The following is a 16,210-nucleotide window of genomic DNA, read 5'->3' on the forward strand; positions in this document are numbered from 1 at the left end:
ATGGCGTCCAGAGGTCACAGGTTCAAATCCTGTCCCCGCTACCAAAGAGGCCCGGGATTTCAACGACAGTTGGGGTCCCGGGCCTTCGTCATCCCCAGCTCAGACTTTCGGACGGTCCGCTGGCGGCGTTGCGTCCCTACCCTGAGCGAGTGAGTACTCCACTGAGGTCCTTGCTGGACGAACCCCGGCCGTCGGCCCCGCCGGTCAGGGTCGGACGGGACTGGGCGCTGGTCGCGTCCGTCGTGGTCCTCGCGGTGCTGGAAGGCGCCCTGCGGCCGGACCTGCCGCTGCCGGTGCTCTCGGTGGTGCTGGTCGTCGCGCTGGCGCCGCTGCTGCTGTGGCGACGGACCCACCCGTTTGCCGTGGTCGCCGCCACCTTCGGTCTGATCGCGGTGGTGGACGTCGTCCTGGTCGCCGTCGACGCGCCGGCACTCGACATATACGCGTTGCTCTACGTCCTGCTGCTGCCGTACTCGCTCTTTCGATGGGGGTCCGGCCGGGAGGCGGTGGCGGGTCTGGCAATCATCCTGGTCCCGGCCACCCTGGCCGTCGTCGTCAGCTGGACCGGGTTCGCCGAGGCGATCGGCGGGTTCGCGGTGCTCGTGGCCTCGGTCGCCCTCGGGTGGGCCGTGCGCTCCCAGCACGGAGCCCGGGAGCGGTGGTTGGTGCAGGCGAAGGCGCAGGAGCGGGTCCTGCTGGCGCGGGAGCTGCACGACACCGTGGCGCACCATGTGTCCGCGATCGCGATCCACGCCCAGGCGGGTCGAGCGCTCGCCACGACCGGCCCCGCAGCGCCGTTGGAGGCGCTGGAGGTCATCGAGGTCGAGGCGTCGCGCACGCTGGCCGAGATGCGGGCGATGGTGCGCGTGCTGCGCAACGAGGCACCCGTCGAGTACGCCCCTCAGCCCGGAGTGGCCGATCTCGAGCGGTTGGCCGGGGCCTCGCCCGCCGGACCGCGCGTGGAGGTGACCGTCTCGGACGACCTGGCCGCCCTTCCCGCGGCGATCGACGCCGCGGTCTTCCGGATCGCCCAGGAGGCTGTCACGAACGCCCTGCGGCACGCTCGCAACGCCAGCCTGGTCGACGTGCGTGTCGCCGGTGACCGGTCGAGCGTCAGCCTCGTCGTGCGTGACGACGGCGACCCGGGCGTTCCCGACCCCGTCCCCGAGGCCGGGTTCGGGCTCACCGGCATGAGCGAGCGCGCGCTCCTCCTGGGCGGAGTGTGCCAGGCGGGTCCGTGCCCGGGTCGGGGCTGGGCCGTCAGCGCGACCCTGCCGCTCCAGGTGCCGGCATGAGCATCCGGGTGCTGGTCGCCGACGACCAGGACCTCGTGCGGACCGGGCTACGGCTGATCCTCGGCACCCTGGACGGCATCGAGGTGGTGGGGGAGGCCCGCGACGGCCAGGAGGCCGTGCGACTGGCCCGCGAGCTCCGACCTGACGTGTGCCTCATGGACATCCGGATGCCCGTCCTCGACGGCGTCGAGGCGACCCGCCTGCTGGCCGGACCCGAGGTCGAACATCCCCTCGCGGTCGTCGTGATCACGACCTTCGATCTCGACGAGTACGTGCACGGTGCGCTGGCGGCCGGTGCCGTCGGGTTTCTGCTGAAGGACGCCGGGCCCGAGCTGCTCGGCGAGGCGATCCGGGCCGCCACGCGAGGCGACTCGCTCATCTCACCCAGCATCACCCGCCGGCTGCTGTCGACCTTCGCGGCCCCAGGTCGGGCAGCGCCTCTCGCGCAGCCCATCGATCCGTTGACCGACCGCGAGGAGCAGGTGCTGCTGACCATCGCACGGGGTCGCACCAACGCCGAGATCGCCGCCGAGCTCCACATCAGCCTCAGCACGGTGAAGACCCACATCGGCAGCCTGATGGCCAAGCTCGGCGCCCGGAACCGCGTGGAGATCGCGATGTGGGGATACGAGACCGGGCGGGTTCGGGACTAGGGGAGAACCGTACTTTCGGCCAGGTCAAGACCGGTCGATCAACCGATCCGCGCGCGGCGCGATGTCGCGAGGGTTGAGCCATGATCACCGTAGATTCTCTGACCCGGAGGTACGCCGGCTTCACCGCCGTCGACGATGTCTCCTTCACTGCCGAGCCGGGTCGCGTGACCGGCTTCCTCGGACCGAACGGCGCCGGCAAGTCCACCACGATGCGCGTCATGGTGGGTCTGACCGCCCCGACGTCGGGCTCAGCCACGATCGACGGCGTCCGATTCACCGCCCTGCCCAACCCCGGGCGCGAGGTCGGGGTCCTCTTGGACGCCTCGGCCCAGCACGCCGGTCGCACGGGACGCGAGACCCTCACGATCGCCTCCGACACGATGGGCCTGCCGCGCGCACGGGTCGACGAGATGATCGAGCTGGTGAGTCTCACCCCCGGAGAGGCCAAGCGCCGGGTGCGGAACTACTCCCTCGGCATGCGCCAGCGTCTCGGCATCGCCACCGCGCTGCTCGGAGACCCGAGGGTCCTGATCCTCGACGAGCCCGCCAACGGGCTCGACCCTGCCGGGATTCGGTGGATGCGCGACCTCCTGACGGACTTCGCGGGACGGGGCGGCACGGTGCTGCTGTCGTCGCACCTGCTGCACGAGATCGAGGTCATCGCCGACGACCTCGTCGTGATCGGCCACGGCAGGATCGTCGCGTCCGGCAGCAAGGACGAGCTCCTCGCGACTGCCGGGACGCTGGCCCGTTCCTCGGCTCCGCTCGACCTCGTGCGTGCCCTCGAGCACGCCGGGATCCCCAGCGCGGTCGCGGGTGACGGCGCGGTCCGCAGCGATGCCGACCCCGCCCGGGTCGGGGCCGTGGCCCTGGCCGCCGGCATCGCCCTCACCGAGCTCCGGTCTGCCGAGGGCGCCGGACTTGAGGACATGTTCCTGTCGCTCACCGCCGACACCCAGCGCGAAGGAGCCGTGGCATGACCACCACGACCATTCCGATCACCCGGCTCGTCTCGGTCGAGCTGCGCAAGATGTTCAGCACCCGTTCGGGGTTCTGGCTGCTCGTCAGCATCGCCGTGCTGACGCTTGTGGCGGCCGCATCGGTCGTCGTCCTGGCGCCCGACAGCGACGTCACCTACGAGAGCTTCACGAGGGCGAGCGGGTTCCCGATGTCGCTGATCCTGCCGATCATCGCGATCCTGGCGGTCACGAGCGAGTGGAGCCAACGCAGCGGCCTCACGACCTTCACGCTCGTGCCGAGCCGCGGGCGCGTGATCGGCGCCAAGGCGATCGCGACCCTGCTGGTGGGCGTCGGCTCCGTCGCACTCGCCTTCCTGGTGGGTGCCTTCGGCAACGTGATCGGCTCCGCGCTCGCCGGCGTCGACACCGTCTGGAACATCTCGGTGACGATGGCGCTGCAGCTGGTGCTCTTCAACCTGATCGGCATGCTCATCGGCTTCACCATCGGGGTCGTGCTGCGCAGCTCCGCAGCCGCGATCGTGGGCTACTTCGTCGCGTCCTTCGTCCTGCCGGGCGTCCTGCTCCTCCTGGCCCAGGTGCGTCCGTGGTTCGAGGAGCTGCAGCCGTGGGTCGACTGGAACGAGACGCAGGTGGCACTCCTCGAGGGCGCGATGGACAGCGCCCAGGAGTGGGCGATGCTCGGCTCGACCACGATGATCTGGATCGTCGTCCCGCTGGCGGTCGGCCTGCTCACCCTGCGCCGCTCCGAGGTCACGTAGCCGGCGCCGGGCTCGACCTCACCTGCCCGGGCGCTCGGCGGCGGCCCTGATCTGGTCCAGGGTCTGTCGCATGCCGTCGCGCAGGAGCCGGCTGAAGGCCTTCTGGCCGCCGAGGTAGTTCTCGGTGAGGTCGAGCGAGTAGTCGGAGATGCCGTCGGGGGTGCGGCGCTGCTGGACCACCTGGGTGCCGCCGGCAGCCGTGGGGGTGAGCTCGAACGACCACACGACACGGTTCTCCGTGATGCGGAACGCCAGCTCGCGCTCGGGCTCGAACCGCACGATCGTGCTGTGGGTCGTCCAGGTCAGCTCCCCTTCGCGGTTGAGATGGGTGAGCTCGGCGCCCGGGCCGATGCGATCGAAGCCGTCGCGGAGCCGGACCGACTCCACCTGGGGGCTCCAGTCGGCCAGGCGACGCGGGTCCTCGATCAGGCTCCAGACCTGCGAGGTAGGGGCGTCGATGACGATCGACTCCTCGAGGAGCTCGTCGTAGGCAGTGGTCACAGCACTCTCCCAACTATGCGTTCGATCGGACGTAATGGTGGGACCTTAGGGCACCGGGAGATTCACGTCCACTCGGTCGCTTACAGTGGTGGCGTGACAGCAGAATCGGCTCGCGATGGCCGGCGCGCGCGCGGGGATGCCACGCGCCGCACCGTGGCGCGACGCGCCGCGGCGATCGCCACCACTCACGGACTGGACTCGATCACGGTCGGCTCCCTGGCGAGCGCCGCGGGAGTGAGCAAGAGCGGCATCCTCACCGTGTTCGGGACGCGCGAGGCCATTCAGGTCGCCGCCGTCGCTGAGGCGCGGCAGATCTACCGCGAGTCGGTGATTGCTCCGGTGTGGGCCGAGGAGCCGGGTGCGCCGCGGCTGCGGGCCCTGATGGACTCCTGGGTCGCGTACCTGCGAGCCGGCGTGTTCCCTGGCGGGTGCTTCATCGTCGCGAGCACGGCCGAGTACGGCCGGCGCAGCGGCGCCGTGGCCGATGCGGTGCGCCGGTTGAAGCGCGAGTGGCTCGACCTGCTGGAAGGCGAGCTTCGCGCAGCGGGCGCGGCGGACCCGGCCGATGACGCCTTCCGCATCGATGCCTTCCTGTGCGCGGCGAACACGCACCGTGAGCTGTTCGGTAGGGACGAGCCGCTCGATCGGGCGCGCGACCTGGCGCTCGAGGTCATCGGCTGATCGAGAGTCGCTGATCCGACCTCGGTGGGGTAACTTCGTGTTACCCATCTCACATCGGAGGCTCCTCGCCATGCGCACACCTCGAGTCCTGGGAACGGTCCTCGCCGCGGCGGCGCTCGCGGTGGGCCTGGTCGCCGCGCCTGCGCAGGCTGAGGCGCCGAAGCCTCCGCTGCCGGTGACGTACTCGTTCCTGCTGCCGGCCGTCATCGCCGGTCTGGGCATCGACGCCGACCCGCCCGGGGCGAACGACTGGTCGTGCCAGCCGTCGGCGGCGCACCCGAACCCGGTCGTCCTGGTCCACGGGCTGACGGGCAGCAAGGCGACGAACTGGCAGACGTACGCCCCCCTGCTCGCCAACGAGGGTTACTGCGTCTACGCGTTGACCTACGGCCAGGTGAAGAACATCGTGTCGCCGCCGTACGACCAGGTGTTCGGAGGCTTCGGCCCGATCGAGGAGAGCGCGGCGCAGCTGTCGACCTTCGTCGACCGGGTGCTCGCCTCGACCGGGGCGGCGAAGGTCGACATCGTCGGCCACTCCGAGGGCACGCTGATGCCCAACTACTACGCCAAGTTCCTCGACGGGGCACCGAAGATCGACAAGTACGTCTCGATCGCCCCGCTGTGGCACGGCACCGACCCGGCCGGTCTGGCCACGCTGAGCCTGATCGGCACGCCCTTCGGCGTCACGCCGGTCATCAACGCGGCCCTGCAGCCCTTCTTCGCGTCTGGTCCGCAGCTCCTGGCGGGCTCGCCCTTCATCGAGAAGATGCGCTCCGGCGGCGGCCCCGCTGTGCCGGGCATCACCTACACCAACATCGTCACGCGACTGGACGAGCTCGTGATCCCGTACACCAGCGGCATCGAGCCGGGCATGACCAACCACGTCGTGCAGGACTACTGCGGCCTCGATCTGAGCGAGCACTTCCAGATCGTCGCCGACCCGGTGGCGGCAGCCCTCGTGCTGAACGCCCTCGATCCGGCGCACCCGCGGCCCGTGCCCTGCCAGCTCGTGCTGCCGTTCGTCGGCAACATCCTCTGAGGCCTGCGTGAGGCGGCGCGGACGGGGTACGCCCCCGGCGTCCGTTCCTCCATGAAAGGCCTCCCGATGCTTCCCTCCGTCCTGTCGCGCCCTGTCCGCATGGCCCAGCACGGCGCGCTGAGCGCCCTCCACGTCGGGCTGAACGCCACCGCGTCAGTCATCTCGGCCGTGCGTGGAGGCGGCAATGGCGACAGCCCGCCCGTCCCGGCCCCCAACCCCACCCCGCCCCGCGCGGCGCCGAAGCCCGCGGCGACGAACGTCGAGCCGGCTCCAGAAAGGGCCACGACGACCGCGAAGAAGGCTCCGGCGACCAAGAAGGCCACGGCGAAGAAGACGGCCACCAAGAAGACGGCGTCCAGCGCCGTGCCCACGCCCGCCGACGTCGCCGAACGCGTCGCGCGTGCTGCGGACGAGCCCGAGCACGTCGAGGCCGAGGAGGCCTTGGCCTACAGCACGGGCCCCGATGTCCGCTCGACGGTCGCCGACGAGGTCGAGGGCAGTGCGAAGAGCTAGGCGGCGGTGTCGAGGTTGAGCTCGATGGTGAGTGTGCGTCCGGGGCCGGTGTGTCTGAGGTGGTCCAGGAGGTGGGGGGTGATGTCGTGGCCTTTGTAGGCGTGGTGGTGCCGGGACGCGCTCGTTCCTCGCGCTCGCTCCCTGACTTGCTGGCGCTCGCCAGGGCCCGGCAGGCGGGCTCCGCCCGCCCTGGGGTTCGGACAAGCGCGACGGCTCGGTTCGCGAGCGTATTGGTGGGCGAGGACGTCGTGGGTGATGGGGTCCAGGTGCATGCGGTGCCAGAACGCTTCGCCGGCGAAGGCTGATTCCAGGGCCCAGTCGGTGGGGACCTGCCAGGATCCGTCGGCGGCTTCGACGGGTCCGTCGGTGGCGCCGGTGAGGATGGCGGCGTCGATCGTGACGGCGATGTCGCACCGCAGGCCGGGGGTGCCGGGGAGGTGGTCGGCCGGGGCCGAGGTCAGCACGTGGACCAGCAGGTCCGCGCGGCGTTGGGCGTGGGACCGCTGGAGGCCGTCAGCCTTGTCGGAGCGGCGCAGGGCTCGCTGGCGCTCGCCCGATCAGCGACTCCGTCGCTGCCGCGCTTCGCGCGGGCGCCTGCCTCGCTTCGCTCGGCCCGTGGTGCATTCAGGCCATGGCGTCGTCGGTGTGCTCGACGCGCCCGTGGCGTCTGGTCCGTTCGGTCTCGGCACGCTCGCGGACCAGGTCGGCCTCGACCCGCGCGACGAAGCGGCGCAACCACCGCCGCAGCTCGGCCAGGGTGTGGGTGCGGGCGTAGGGGGCGGCTTCGTCGTCGAGACGTTGGCGGGAGTCGTCTCGCTGGAGCTTCTCGATCGTCAGCGAGATCTCCCGCACCCGGCCCGCGTCGAGGTGCCCACGACTGAAGGCCGTCCACACCTTCGGGTGTGCTCGATGACCCGGTCGGCCGCGGCGAGCCGGTTGACGACCTGCCCCTCCGACAGGTCGTCTCGGCCGCGATCTGCAACGCGACTGCCGAGCGCTCCAGCATCTGCCGCATCGGCGTCGCATCACGCCGCACCCGGGCCAGCGCACCATCGCGGTAGCCGACCATCGCGGACCACTCCGCAGCCTCGGCCTTCGCGCGTCACGCGACGCAGATCGCGCAACGTCGGGAACGAGGAGGACATGCACCCATGCTCTCGAGCACGGGTTCGAGGGCAAGGGTCTTCTGCTGGCGTTGGAGCGGAAGTGCGACGTCTCGACGGGCGCGCCGGACGGGCCTAGCCTGACGTCATGAGCGACGACTGGCGGGGTGAGACCGTCGACCGGATCCGCACGTTGATCACGCAGGCCGCGCCGGAGGTGGTCGAGGAGACCAAGTGGCGCAAGCCGTCCAATCCTGACGGCGTGCCCACCTTCTCGCTCGGGGGCCTCATCTGCACCCTCGAGACCTACCGGGACAAGGTCAAGGTGACGTTCGCGAAGGGCGCGTCGATCGACGACCCGCACCACGTGTTCAACGCCAGTCTGGATGCCGGCACCCGGCGCGCCGTCGACATCCGCGCGACGGACGCGCTCGACGAGGACGCGTTCGTCGAGCTCGTTCGCGGCGCCGTCGCGCTGAATCTCGCCTGACGTTCAGCTGCGGAGGATCTTCTCCATCGCCTTGCCCTTGGCCAGCTCGTCGACGAGCTTGTCGAGATAGCGGATCTTCTGCATCAGGGGGTCTTCGACCTCCTGCACCTTGACGCCGCACACCGACCCGGTGATGAGGGCGACGTTGGGGTTCAGGTCGGCGGCGTCGAAGAAGTCGAGGAAGGTCGTGCCCTCCTCGAGGTGACGCTGCAGCTCGACGTCGTCGAAGCCCGTCAACCAGCGGATGACCTCGTCGACCTCGGCCTGTGTGCGCCCCTTGCGCTCGGCCTTGGCGACGTAGGCCGGGTACACGTCCTTGACGGCCATGGTGAAGATCCGGTGCACGCCGTCAGCCTACGACCCGGCGCGCTCAGACGTCAGCGATCTTCGCGTGGTCGCCGCCGTCGTAGGGCTGGCCGGTGATCGTGGACTTCACGAGGCTGATGACGGTGGAGATGCGCCCGCCGGGGTTGTCCCAGTACTCCGCCGACTCGATGTCGACGCGGATCAGGATCGCGTTCGGGTCCTCGGGCCCGTCGGGGATCCACGCCTCGGCGAACGTGTTCCAGAGCTCGCGGAGCTTCTCGAGGTCGTCGACGACCTCGGCCTTGCCCGCCAACGAGACCCAGGACGTGTCGCCGGCGACGGTGACGCCCACCGTCGGATCTCGACGGATGTGCTCGACCTTGCGCGAGTCGCGGGTGGCGATGAACCACAGCTCGGTCGAGATGTCGACCTCCTGGCGCGACATCGGCCGGCTGACCAACGTGCCGTCGGGGTCGAGGGTCGTCAGCATGCAGAAGCGGGAGTCTCGGGTCAGCTCGACCAGGCGATCCATCTCGGAGGTGCTCATGTCACGGGAGTACCCACCAGCGGCTGGCTCACCCGGTGGCCCCCACGAGCACGTCTGGCGGCACGACGCCGACAGTCCGGTCGGTGGCGAAGAACAGCGGCCGGGTCCCGCACCGCATCTCGCCCATCAGCCGATGGGTCATGGCGCACCAGGCCCGGTCCTGCGCTGTGAAGGCGCTTCCGCCGGGCCGGGCGCGCATGACGGCCACGGACGCCCCGGACACGCCTCCGGCGAGGGCTGCGTCGTGGACGGCGAGGAACTGGCGCATCGCCTCCTCGTCGGGGCCGTCCTCGAACTCCTCGTCGTAGATCTGCACGACGGTCGGTATGAGTCGGTCGTCGGCGTCGATGACGACCGCGAACATCTGCGGGGCGTCGTAGCCGTGTCCGCCGTCGATGAACTCCCAGACCTGCGCGAGGTCGCGGACGGTGCGGATGGGGTGATCGAGTTCAGGGGTCATGACGGCAGTCTCGGCGCAGAGCGCGTCCGGTGGGGATCGCCGTCCACAGGCCTGTGGGTCGCCAGTGTGCCGAAGGTGGCGTGACGACGCGCACCCGCGGGAGCCCTCGCGCCATACCGTCGGTATGTGCCACTCTCGGTGGCATGATCATCCCCCCGCCGCCGAGCATCGACGCCCTGATCCGCCGCTCCGAGCGTCTTGCCGAGGTCCCCGGCCTGACGCAGCAGGCGCTGCAGTGGCACCACGAGGCGGCCGAGCAGCGGGTGGCCGTCGCACGGGACGCGAAGCGCCTCGCGACGCCTCGCCTGTGGCCCGACACTCTCGGGTCGCTGTTCTCGATGGGGTGGCGCCTGGTCAGCACGGCGGCTCCGGACGTGCCGATCCATCTGTTGGGCGCCGCCTCGGCTGCGGTCGGCCTGCGGGTCGAGCCGCCGAACGCGAGCGCCGGGACGCTCGAACGTGCGCAGCGCCTGGTGCGCGCCGGCGGGCCCACGTACGTCAAGCTCGGCCAGTTCATCGCCACGGCTGACGGTCTGCTCCCCGACGAGTGGGTCACGGCCTTCGCCTGGTGCCGCGACGACGCTCCCGCCCTGCCGCCGGGCGTCGTTCTCGAGGTCGTCGAGCGGGAGCTCGGCGACGCGCGGGTGCGGCTGTCCTGGATCGACGAGACCCCGCTCGCGGCCGGCTCGATCGGGCAGGTGCATCGCGGTCGCCTGGTCGACGGCACCGACGTCGTCGTCAAGGTGCGCCGTCCGGGGCTCCGGCGCCGATTCCGCGCCGACATCGAGACCCTCGCGATCGCGGCGGCAGCGGTCGAGAAGCTGCACGAGGGAACGCGCGCCGCGAACCTCACGGGATTCGTGGAGCTGTTCGCCCAGCTCGCGCTCGAGGAGCTGGACTTCCGCCTGGAGGCGGCCAATCTCGTCGACTCCAGCGCCGTGCTCGAGGCGCTCGGTGCCGACCACATGCGCGCGCCGCGACCGCTGCCGGGCATGGTCACCGAGCGCGTCCTCGTCATGGAGATGCTCCCGGGCGTCTCGTACTCGCGGCTCGACCCGGCGGCCGACCTCGACGGGCACCGCCTCCTGCACCACGGGATCAAGGGCGTCGTCGAGGCGACCCTCAAGCACGGGGTCTTCCACGGCGACCTGCACGCGGGCAACGTCCTGGTCGACGAGGCCACCGGCGCGTTCTCGCTCGTCGACTTCGGCATCGCCGGCCGGCTCGACTCCGCCCAGCGCGCCGGCCTGGTCGAGTACCTGACCGCGTGGGCCATGAACGACGCCGCCGGGCAGATCGCGGCGATGCAGTCGTTCGGAGCGATCGCCGCCGACGCCGAGATCGACGCTCTGGTCGCCGAGCTCCAGGTCGAGCTCGACCTGCTGCAGGACAGGTCGCGCGGCGCGGTCACGTTCGACCAGCTCGGACTCACGCTCGGGCGGCTGCTGCAGGTCCTGGCCCGCAACGGCTTCCGCATGCCGAAGGACCTCGTGCTGTTCTTCAAGAACCTGCTCTACCTGTCGGGTTTCGCCGCCAGCGTGGCCCCCGACGCCGATGTGCTCGAGGTCGTCCAGGAGATCCTGCTCGACCTGCTGGCCGACCCCGCCACGAGCGTGGGCGACGCGGTCAGCGCCTGACTGCCGTCACCGTGTCGCTGCGTTGAGGCGGGCGGCCTGGCGCACCAGATGATCGCGCTCGGCCGTGCTGGTGGCCTTCGTCGCGGCCTCGGCGTAGAGCCGGGCCGCGAGCGCGAGGTCGCCGTCCATCTCGTGCAGGTGCGCGGCCACGGCCGAGAAGCGGGGGAGCGAGTCGTCCAGCTCGGCGAGGGCGGCCAGCCCGGCCCGGGCGCCGTCGGCCTGGGCGAGGGCGACGACCCGGTTGAGTTGCGCGACCGGGTTCTGCGTGAGGCGCACGAGCTCGTCGTACCACTCGACGACCTGGACCCAGTCGGTTGCGGTGAACGCCCGGGCGTCGGCGTGGAGGGCCGCGATCGCCGCCTGCGCCTGGAACTCGCCGAGGCGGTCACGTGACAGCGCGAGCTGCAGGATCGCGACCCCCTCGGTGATCGCCGCGGTGTCCCACTGGGTGCGGTCCTGCTCGGCCAAGGGGACGAGGGAACCGTCCGGCGCGGTGCGGGCGTCGCGACGCGCGTGGTGCAAGAGCATGAGCGCGAGCAGCCCCGAGATCTCCGGATGGTCGACCGCGGCGGCGAGCTGGCGGGTCATGCGGATCGCCTCGGACGCCAGGTCGAGGTCGCCGGAATAGCCCTCGTTGAACACCAGGTACAGGGTGCGGAGCACCGTGGCGACATCTCCGGGGCGGTCGAGGCGCTGCTCGGAGACGGTGCGCTTGGCCCGGCTGATGCGCTGCGCCATCGTCGCCTCGGGCACGAGGTAGGCCTCCGCGATCTGGCGCGTCGTGAGGCCTCCCACCGCCCGCAGGGTGAGGGCGGCGGCCGACGACGGCGTGAGCGACGGGTGGGCGCAGAGGAAGTAGAGCTGCAGGGAGTCGTCGGTCGAGGCGGCAGGGCCGGGAGCGGGCCGCGCGTCGACCCGCTCCTCCCGCTCGCGACGCGAGACCTCGGACCGGGTCGCGTCGACGAGGCGGCGCCACGCCACGGTGACGAGCCAGGCCTTGGGGTCGCGGGGTGGGTCGTCCGGCCAGGTGCGCCAGGCCTCGACCAGCGCCTCCTGGACGGCGTCCTCGCCCGCCGCAAAACCGGCTCCGCGACGGACGAGGATCGCCAGCACGTCCGGAGCGAGGCTCCGGACGACGGCAGGATCGAACGGGGTCGTCCCCATCAGTCCTGCACGAGCGGTGGCTCGCCGTAGAGCGGTCGGACCTCGAGCCACTCGTGGAGCGGTTCACCGTTCTTGCCCGGTGCGGCGGAGAGCTCCCCGGCCAGCTCGACGGCCCGCTCCGGGGTGTCGACATCGATGATCATGAAGCCCGCGATGAGGTCCTTGGTCTCGGCGAACGGCCCGTCGGTGACCGGCGGCCGACCTTCGCCGGCGTACTGCACCCACAGCCCCGTGGGCGCCAGCGCCTGCTCGGCGACGAGCTCGCCAGCCTCCCGGCGGCGGTCGGCGAAGTCGTTCATGTACTGGATGTGGGCCGAGATCTCCTCGGGTGTCCACTGGTCCATCATCACGTCGTTCCGCGCGGCCGGGGCTCCGCGGTAGTGCTTCAGCAGCAGGTACTTGGCCATGGACTTCTCCTTGCTCGCGGCGACCTCGGTGGTCGCTCTCACCCCGGGGTCGGAGCAGGGCGAGATTTCTCGACATCCTGGCGCGACGTTCCTCGGTCCGCGAGGGGAGAGCCGAATCACCCGTCCGGCCGATTGCACTTGGTCGGCCATAGTGCAAGAATGCACTCCATGGTTGAAAGTGCAAGTGAGGCGCGGCGTCGACGCACGGCGCGGGCGATCTCGCAGTGCGCGCAGCGCCTCGCCCTCGAGCACGGCCTCGACGGATTCACGATGGACCAGCTCGCCGCGTGTGCGGGCGTCTCGCGCCGGACCCTGTTCAACTACGTGCCCAGCAAGATCGACGCCGTGCTCGGCGTGCCGGGCGACGACCCCGACCCGGCCCTGGCGGCGGACTTTCTCGCGGGTGGGCCGACCGGACACCTCATGACCGACGTCATCGACCTGCTTCGCACGGTGTTCGGCGCCGATGAGCTCACCCTCTCCGAGGTGGCGCGGCTCCGGCAGCTGATCCGCAGCGACGCTCGGCTGTACACCGCGATGCACGAGCGCCTCGTCGGCCTCGTCGAGGTGTTCTCCGAGGTCATCGCCGAACGCGAGGGCGCGGTCGATCCGTGGACGGCCCTGCTCGTGACCCGTCTGACCATCAATCTCATCGACCTCGCCCTGGACGAGTCGCTCGACGACGGCAGCATCGACTTCGTCGAGCACCTGGGGCGTGCCTACGCCGGAGTCGTCGAGCTGCTGCGCGACGCCCCGACCACACCCCGCACCTGACCCCACCCCGTCCGACCCCGACTGACCCTGCTCTGACCCGGGGGCACCGCCCTCTGTTCGTCCCATCTGCCACCACTCCCAGGAGATCCCTGACATGGCCACCCTTCTCTACCGACTCGGCAAGACCGCCTACCGGCGCTGGCCGATCTTCCTCGCCGCCTGGGTCATCGCCCTCGCGACCCTCGGCGCCGGCGCCGGACTGCTGTCCAAGCCGATGTCGAACTCGTTCTCGATCCCCGGTATCGAGTCCGTCGACACGGCCGAGCTCCAGCAGGAGCTGTTCCCGGAGGCGGAGGCCGTCGACGCCCCGACGGCCACGATCGTCGTGGCCGCGCCCGAGGGCCAGACGCTGGCCGACGAGCCCTACGCGGGAGCGATCAGCACCCTGACGCAGGACCTCGGCGCACTGTCCGACGTCACCGAGGGTGTCGTCGGACCCGTCGAGGCCGCGGCCGGTCTGGAGGCCCAGGTCCTGGCGGGAGTCGACCAGGCGCAGGCTGCGGCGCAGGAGGCCGGTCAGCCGTTTGATCGTGACGCGGCGCTCGCGGCGGCCGAGGCGCAGCTGGCCTCCGCGACCCCGTTGTCCGCGGACGGCCGGATCGGCACGATCTCCTTCGCGTTCGACGAGCCCACGGTGCTCGACGTGTCGCCGGAGGCGCAGGACGAGGTCCTCGACCTGATGGACACCGCACGCGACTCGGGCCTGACCGTGGAGGTCTCGGGTCCCGGCATGCAGGTCGTCGAGCAGCACGGTGCGAGCGCCGAGCTCATCGGCATCGCCGTCGCGATCATGATCCTCGCCCTGACCTTCGGATCGCTCGTGGCCGCCGGCATGCCGATCCTCACCGCCGGCGTCGGTGTCGGCATCGGCATCGCCGGCATCACCGCGATGACGGCCTTCGCGGAGGTCCCGTCCAGCACCACGGCGCTGGCGAGCATGCTCGGCCTGGCGGTCGGCATCGACTACACGCTGTTCATCCTCGCGCGGTTCCGCGGCGAGCTCGACCACACCGACGACCGCGAGGAGGCCATCGGCATCGCGGTCGGCACGGCAGGATCGGCCGTCGTGTTCGCCGGACTGACGGTCATCATCGCGCTCGTGGCCCTCGGGGTCGTCGGCATCTCGTTCCTGACCGCGATGGGCCTCGGCGCTGCCGTCACGGTCGCGGTCGCGGTCCTGGTCGCGCTGACGCTGCTTCCTGCGATCCTCGGGCTGCTCAAGTCGAAGGCCTTCGGCGGCAGCTTCCGTCACTACCGCCCGCGCCGTGAGGCCGACCGCACGATCATCAACAACGGGGTCCGCTGGGCCCGGCTCCTGGGCCGCGCCCCCGTCGTCGCGGTCGTCGTCGTGGTCCTGGGCCTGGGCGCCCTGGCGATCCCCGCGAAGGACATGCACCTCGCGCTGCCGAGCGACAGCACGGCGTCGGAGGGGACGACCCAGCGCGAGGCCTCCGATCTCGTGACCGAGGCGTTCGGCCCGGGTCGTCTCGCGCCGATGCTCGTCGTCGTCGACGCCCGCGACCTCGGGTCGGACCAAGACCGGCAGGCGGCGTACCAGGCCGTCGCCGCGTGGGCCGGCGGACAGGACGACGTCACGAACGCGATGGTCGCCGTCAGCAACGAGAACGGCGCGATGATCCTCGTCGAGCCGGCGTCGGCCGCGGAGGACACCGCGACCGAGGACCTCCTGCAGTCGTTGCGTGACGGTGAGGCGCGGATCGAGTCCGGGACCGGCACGACCGTGGGGGTGACGGGACTGACCGCGATCCAGACCGACGTCTCGCAGAAGCTCGCCGATGCCCTGCCGATCTACCTCGCGATCGTCATCGGGCTGGCGTTCCTGCTGCTCATGATCGTGTTCCGGTCGATCCTCGTGCCGCTGACCGCGACGTTGGGCTTCCTGCTCTCGATCATGGCGACGCTGGGCGCGACCGTGGCACTGTTCCAGGAGGGGCTGTTCGGGCTCTTCCCGGGCCAGCCGATCGTGAGCTTCATCCCGATCTTCCTGATCGGCGTGGTGTTCGGTCTGGCGATGGACTACCAGGTCTTCCTCGTCACGCGGATCCGTGAGGCCTACGTCCACGGAGCCACGTACCGCGAGGCCGTGGTCGACGGCTTCCGCAACAGTGCTCGCGTCGTGACGGCGGCGGCCCTGATCATGACGGCGGTGTTCGCGGGCTTCATCTTCATGGATGACCCGATCATCACCTCGATGGGCTTCGCGCTCGCGGCGGCGGTCATCTTCGACGCGTTCGTGATCCGGATGGTGCTGATTCCGGCACTCATGTACCTGATGGGCGACAAGGCGTGGTACCTGCCGGCGTGGCTCGACCGGATCCTGCCGCGCGTCGACATCGAGGGCGAGAACCTGCACCGCCCGCACCTGACACGCACCTCGGAGGGTTCCGACGAGCGGGTCACCGCGGACGTCTGACCGGCCAGACCACCGGACCCCCGTCTTCGTCCCGAGGCGGGGGTCCGGCGCGTCACGAGGTGTGGACGAGCGGGCGCTCGTCGCGGCGGCGATGCTGGAGGGGTGCTCATCCTCCGTCGTGAGATCGCCGCGCACCCGGACCGTGTCTGGCAGCTGGTGACCGACCTGGAGGCGTGGCCGCGCTGGGGCCCGAGCGTGCGTCGAGCGGAGATCGACGGGCCGTTCGAGGTGGGTGCCACAGGCCGCGTCTGGCCGGTCGTCGGTCCGCCGCTGCCGTTCGTGCTGACGGCCGTGGTGCCGGGGCGACGCTGGTCGTGGAAGGTCGCCGGGATCCCGGCCACGACCCACGCCGTCGAGGCGTCGGGAGCCGGGACACGGCTGAGCATGGGCGTCCCGGTCTGGGCGCCCGCCTACGTCCCCGTGGTGACGATCGCGCTGCGCCGGATCGACCAGCTGGCCCGTGCGTGA

General features: G+C 70.9%; 20 protein-coding genes. 12 read left to right on the forward strand and 8 right to left on the reverse strand.

Annotated features, from left to right (window positions below; all coding sequences use genetic code 11):
• Nucleotides 1-149 precede the first annotated feature (149 nt).
• The 4 genes from KAG51_RS09015 to KAG51_RS09030 all read left to right on the forward strand — a co-directional run bounded on the left by KAG51_RS09015 (nucleotide 150) and on the right by KAG51_RS09030 (nucleotide 3,686).
• Nucleotides 150-1,295 carry a histidine kinase gene (locus KAG51_RS09015; protein WP_290582811.1) on the forward strand — a complete coding sequence of 382 codons (1,146 nt, stop codon included), beginning with the start codon at nucleotides 150-152 and terminating at the stop codon, nucleotides 1,293-1,295.
• Nucleotides 1,292-1,948, forward strand: a complete 657-nt coding sequence (locus KAG51_RS09020) for a response regulator transcription factor (protein WP_290582813.1) — start codon at nucleotides 1,292-1,294, stop codon at nucleotides 1,946-1,948. The genes KAG51_RS09015 and KAG51_RS09020 overlap by 4 nt, the downstream gene beginning before the upstream one ends.
• An 80-nt stretch (nucleotides 1,949-2,028) precedes the next feature.
• A complete protein-coding gene (locus KAG51_RS09025; protein WP_290582815.1) occupies nucleotides 2,029-2,928 on the forward strand; it encodes an ATP-binding cassette domain-containing protein in 900 nt (299 codons plus the stop codon).
• Complete coding sequence (locus KAG51_RS09030) at nucleotides 2,925-3,686, forward strand: ABC transporter permease subunit (protein ID WP_290582817.1); 762 nt, start codon at nucleotides 2,925-2,927, stop codon at nucleotides 3,684-3,686. Before KAG51_RS09025 ends, KAG51_RS09030 begins: the two co-directional genes overlap by 4 nt.
• Nucleotides 3,687-3,704: 18 nt before the next feature.
• Here the strand turns inward: KAG51_RS09030 and KAG51_RS09035 are convergent, their stop codons facing one another.
• On the reverse strand, nucleotides 3,705-4,187 hold the full coding sequence (locus tag KAG51_RS09035) for an SRPBCC family protein (RefSeq protein ID WP_290582818.1): 483 nt from the start codon (nucleotides 4,185-4,187) through the stop codon (nucleotides 3,705-3,707).
• A 15-nt stretch (nucleotides 4,188-4,202) separates the two neighbouring features.
• Between KAG51_RS09035 and KAG51_RS09040 the strand changes: the two genes are divergently transcribed.
• From KAG51_RS09040 to KAG51_RS09050, 3 genes are all read left to right on the forward strand, one after another.
• Nucleotides 4,203-4,868 carry a TetR/AcrR family transcriptional regulator gene (locus KAG51_RS09040; protein WP_290582820.1) on the forward strand — a complete coding sequence of 222 codons (666 nt, stop codon included), beginning with the start codon at nucleotides 4,203-4,205 and terminating at the stop codon, nucleotides 4,866-4,868.
• A 70-nt stretch (nucleotides 4,869-4,938) separates the two neighbouring features.
• Nucleotides 4,939-5,907, forward strand: coding sequence for an alpha/beta fold hydrolase (locus tag KAG51_RS09045; protein WP_290582823.1), 969 nt, complete (start codon nucleotides 4,939-4,941; stop codon nucleotides 5,905-5,907).
• 66 nt (nucleotides 5,908-5,973) lie between these two features.
• Nucleotides 5,974-6,420, forward strand: coding sequence for a hypothetical protein (locus KAG51_RS09050; protein ID WP_290582825.1), 447 nt, complete (start codon nucleotides 5,974-5,976; stop codon nucleotides 6,418-6,420).
• On the opposite strand, the gene KAG51_RS09055 is transcribed toward KAG51_RS09050, so the two are convergent.
• Entirely contained in the window at nucleotides 6,417-6,884 is a 468-nt protein-coding gene (locus tag KAG51_RS09055; protein WP_290582827.1) for a hypothetical protein, read from the reverse strand. The genes KAG51_RS09050 and KAG51_RS09055 overlap by 4 nt on opposite strands.
• A 160-nt stretch (nucleotides 6,885-7,044) precedes the next feature.
• On the reverse strand, nucleotides 7,045-7,314 hold the full coding sequence (locus tag KAG51_RS09060; RefSeq protein WP_290582829.1) for a hypothetical protein: 270 nt from the start codon (nucleotides 7,312-7,314) through the stop codon (nucleotides 7,045-7,047).
• 357 nt (nucleotides 7,315-7,671) lie between these two features.
• Between KAG51_RS09060 and KAG51_RS09065 the strand changes: the two genes are divergently transcribed.
• Nucleotides 7,672-8,013: a DUF1801 domain-containing protein gene (locus KAG51_RS09065; RefSeq protein ID WP_290582831.1), complete on the forward strand. Its 342-nt coding sequence runs from the start codon at nucleotides 7,672-7,674 to the stop codon at nucleotides 8,011-8,013.
• A gap of 3 nt (nucleotides 8,014-8,016) precedes the next feature.
• Here KAG51_RS09065 and KAG51_RS09070 read toward each other — a convergent pair whose 3' ends face one another.
• From KAG51_RS09070 to KAG51_RS09080, 3 genes are read right to left on the reverse strand one after another with little or no spacing between them, the layout of a single operon-like run.
• The gene (locus KAG51_RS09070; protein ID WP_290582833.1) at nucleotides 8,017-8,358 is read right to left on the reverse strand and encodes a DUF2200 domain-containing protein; all 342 of its coding nucleotides are present in this window, start codon (nucleotides 8,356-8,358) and stop codon (nucleotides 8,017-8,019) included.
• A gap of 25 nt (nucleotides 8,359-8,383) precedes the next feature.
• Nucleotides 8,384-8,866: a pyridoxamine 5'-phosphate oxidase family protein gene (locus KAG51_RS09075; protein WP_290582835.1), complete on the reverse strand. Its 483-nt coding sequence runs from the start codon at nucleotides 8,864-8,866 to the stop codon at nucleotides 8,384-8,386.
• A gap of 28 nt (nucleotides 8,867-8,894) precedes the next feature.
• On the reverse strand, nucleotides 8,895-9,326 hold the full coding sequence (locus KAG51_RS09080; protein ID WP_290582837.1) for a hypothetical protein: 432 nt from the start codon (nucleotides 9,324-9,326) through the stop codon (nucleotides 8,895-8,897).
• A 143-nt stretch (nucleotides 9,327-9,469) separates the two neighbouring features.
• Between KAG51_RS09080 and KAG51_RS09085 the strand changes: the two genes are divergently transcribed.
• Complete coding sequence (locus KAG51_RS09085) at nucleotides 9,470-10,963, forward strand: AarF/UbiB family protein (RefSeq protein WP_290582839.1); 1,494 nt, start codon at nucleotides 9,470-9,472, stop codon at nucleotides 10,961-10,963.
• 6 nt (nucleotides 10,964-10,969) lie between these two features.
• Here KAG51_RS09085 and KAG51_RS09090 read toward each other — a convergent pair whose 3' ends face one another.
• Both KAG51_RS09090 and KAG51_RS09095 read right to left on the reverse strand, forming a co-directional pair.
• Complete coding sequence (locus KAG51_RS09090) at nucleotides 10,970-12,127, reverse strand: DUF6596 domain-containing protein (protein ID WP_290582841.1); 1,158 nt, start codon at nucleotides 12,125-12,127, stop codon at nucleotides 10,970-10,972.
• The gene (locus KAG51_RS09095) at nucleotides 12,127-12,534 is read right to left on the reverse strand and encodes a YciI family protein (protein ID WP_290582843.1); all 408 of its coding nucleotides are present in this window, start codon (nucleotides 12,532-12,534) and stop codon (nucleotides 12,127-12,129) included. The genes KAG51_RS09090 and KAG51_RS09095 overlap by 1 nt, the downstream gene beginning before the upstream one ends.
• 168 nt (nucleotides 12,535-12,702) lie before the next feature.
• Between KAG51_RS09095 and KAG51_RS09100 the strand changes: the two genes are divergently transcribed.
• From KAG51_RS09100 to KAG51_RS09110, 3 genes are all read left to right on the forward strand, one after another.
• Nucleotides 12,703-13,308: a TetR/AcrR family transcriptional regulator gene (locus KAG51_RS09100; RefSeq protein ID WP_290582845.1), complete on the forward strand. Its 606-nt coding sequence runs from the start codon at nucleotides 12,703-12,705 to the stop codon at nucleotides 13,306-13,308.
• A 94-nt stretch (nucleotides 13,309-13,402) separates the two neighbouring features.
• Complete coding sequence (locus KAG51_RS09105) at nucleotides 13,403-15,742, forward strand: MMPL family transporter (protein ID WP_290582847.1); 2,340 nt, start codon at nucleotides 13,403-13,405, stop codon at nucleotides 15,740-15,742.
• Nucleotides 15,743-15,844: 102 nt separating this feature from the next.
• Nucleotides 15,845-16,210, forward strand: a complete 366-nt coding sequence (locus KAG51_RS09110) for an SRPBCC family protein (RefSeq protein ID WP_290582849.1) — start codon at nucleotides 15,845-15,847, stop codon at nucleotides 16,208-16,210.

The sequence above is a fragment of the Aeromicrobium sp. genome (assembly GCF_023146395.1).
Taxonomy (GTDB): Bacteria; Actinomycetota; Actinomycetes; order Propionibacteriales; family Nocardioidaceae; genus Aeromicrobium.